The organism is Streptomyces recifensis (assembly GCF_002154615.1).
Lineage (GTDB): Bacteria > Actinomycetota > Actinomycetes > Streptomycetales > Streptomycetaceae > Streptomyces > Streptomyces griseoluteus.
Genome location: NZ_MUNH01000587.1, coordinates 1 through 2,378, shown reverse-complemented (window position 1 = coordinate 2,378; position 2,378 = coordinate 1). Strand labels below are relative to the sequence as shown.

At 72.4% G+C, this 2,378-nt stretch carries 2 protein-coding genes and 1 pseudogene; 2 read left to right on the top strand and 1 reads right to left on the bottom strand.

Features of this window, described 5'->3' with window-relative positions:
* Both CCN33_RS32570 and CCN33_RS26545 read left to right on the top strand, forming a co-directional pair.
* Positions 1-198 (top strand): hypothetical protein (locus CCN33_RS32570; RefSeq protein ID WP_208621904.1); only part of this gene is annotated, 198 nt, incomplete at its 5' end.
* Positions 195-2,105, top strand: a pseudogene (locus CCN33_RS26545) (S9 family peptidase); the annotation flags it as partial. The gene CCN33_RS32570 and the pseudogene CCN33_RS26545, both read left to right, overlap by 4 nt.
* 64 nt (positions 2,106-2,169) lie before the next feature.
* Here the strand turns inward: CCN33_RS26545 and CCN33_RS33885 are convergent.
* Positions 2,170-2,334 (bottom strand): alpha/beta hydrolase family protein, encoded by a 165-nt coding sequence (locus CCN33_RS33885; protein WP_086695988.1) that lies wholly within the window; start codon positions 2,332-2,334, stop codon positions 2,170-2,172.
* Positions 2,335-2,378: the final 44 nt, after the last annotated feature.

Below are 2,378 nucleotides of genomic sequence, written 5' to 3'. Positions count from 1 at the left end.
CTACGTCAACATCCAGTAATAAAGCTGCTGCGGCCGGAGGGGCGGCCAGATATTCCGGAACCGCCCCTCCGCCGCAACATGGAAAAACAACACGAATATGCTGGCGCGAAGACAGGAAAACGTCTTCGCGCCTTTTTGCTGTTCAAATCCACGGCCATTGACTGCCTTTGTCTGCCGCCTCTAAATTCGCAGGCATGAAGTTCACAGACATTGATCTCCTTCCTGTTCTGGGAAAGCCGACGCTGTCGGGCGACGGCCGGTTCGCCGCGGTCGCGGTGACGCGTCCCGACCTGGCCGCCGACGGGTATGTGTCCGAGCTGTGGCTGGCCGAGACCGACGGCAGCCGGCCCGCCCGCCTGCTCACCCGCGGCCCGCACGACGCCGCCCCGGCGTTCTCCCCCGACGGCCGCCACCTGGCGTTCCTGCGCCCCGTCCCCGGCGGGCCCGGCCAGATCCACCTGCTGCCCCTGGACGGCGGCGACGCCCGCCCCGTCACCAGCCACCCCCTCGGCGCCGGGCAGCCGGTGTGGAGCCCGGACTCCACCCGCCTGGCCTACACGGCCCGCGTGCCCGCCCCCGGCCGCTACACCGGCGCCCCGCACAGCGAGGCCCCGCGCCGCATCACCACCCTGCGGTACTGGGCGGACGGGTTCGGGTTCACCTTCGACCGGCCCCGCCACCTCTTCGTCACCGACCCCTTCGCCGACGACCCCGCCGCCGCCACCGTGCAGGTCACCGACGGCGACTTCGACCACGCCGACGTCTCCTGGAGCCCCGACGGCCGGCTCCTGGCCTTCACCGCCGCCCGCCACGAAGGCGCCGGCGACGACCTGCGCAACGACCTGTGGGTGTGCGCCCCCGACGGCAGCGGCCTGCGCGCCCTGACCGGCGGCGGCCTGATCCTGGGCTGCCCCCGCTTCGCTCCCGACGGCGCCACCCTGTGCTTCGCCGCCGAGCCGCTGGACGAGAACAACAACGCGTACGCCACGATGAGTTACGGCCTGTGGTCCGCCCCCGTCGACGGCTCGGCCCCGGCCCGCCGCCTCACCCACGAGGACTACCACCTCAGCTTCGCCAGCCAGATGATCCACCCGGTCGCCGACGGCGTGCTCTTCGCCGCCGACCACCGTGGCGAGGTCCACCTGCTCCTCGTCCCCTACGACGGCGGCACCCCCGCCCCGCTGATCACCGGCGCCCGCCAGGTCAACGCCTACACCGCCGTCGACACCCCCGACGGCCTCACCGTGGCCGCCGTGGTCTCCAGCGCCACCAGCGCCGGCGACCTGGTCAGCCTCCGCGACGGCCGCGAACACCTGCTGACCGGCTTCGGCGACCGCCTGACCCAGCAGACCGACGTCCTGCCGGTGGAGGAGTTCACCGCCACCACCGAGGACGGCTACGACCTCCAGGGCTGGATCGTCCGCCCCCGCGGCGAAGGCCCCCACCCCGTCCTGCTCCAGATCAAGGGCGGCCCCTACACCCAGTTCGGCTACACCCTCAACGGCCCCGCCGCCCTGGACGAGGCCCTGGTCTACGCGAGCGCCGGCTACGCCGTGGTCCTGGGCAACCCCCGCGGCTGCTCCGGCTACGGCCAGGAACACGGCATGCACGTCGTGGACGACCTGGCCCGCAAGACCGCCCCCGACCTCCTCGCCCTGCTCGACACCGCCCTTGAGGCACCGGACCTGGACGGCAGCCGGGTCGGGGTGATGGGCGGCTCCTTCGGCGGCTACATGGCGGCCTGGATGGCGGCCCACCACGGCGAGCGGTTCCGGGCGTTCATCGGCGAGCGCGGCCTGTACGCGGTGGACAGCTACGCCGCCTCCAGCGACGACGGCGTGAACGTCGCGATCGCCCTGTACGGCGCCGACCCCGCCCGCTGGGCGCAGAAGAGCCCGCTGACCTACGTCGACTCCATCACCAAGCCGGTGCTGATCATCCAGTCCGACGAGGACCGGCACTGCCCGATGGAACAGGCCCAGCGGCTGTTCGTGGCCCTGAAGACCCGCGGCGTCCCCGTCGAACTGCTCCTGTTCCCCGGCGAAGGCCACGACCTGTCCCGCTCCGGCCTGCCCAGCCACCGGGTGGCCCGCTTCGAAGCGGTCCTCGAATGGTGGGCCCCTCTGAACCCCCCGGCCAGGGCCCGGGGACGGGCCCTGGCCGGGGGGTTCAGAGGTGGCGGGCCCACCATTCGAGGACCGCTTCGAAGCGGGCCACCCGGTGGCTGGGCAGGCCGGAGCGGGACAGGTCGTGGCCTTCGCCGGGGCACAGGAGCAGTTCGACGGGGACGCCGCGGGTCTTCAGGGCCACGAACAGCCGCTGGGCCTGTTCCATCGGGCAGTGCCGGTCCTCGTCGGACTGGATGATCAGCACCGGCT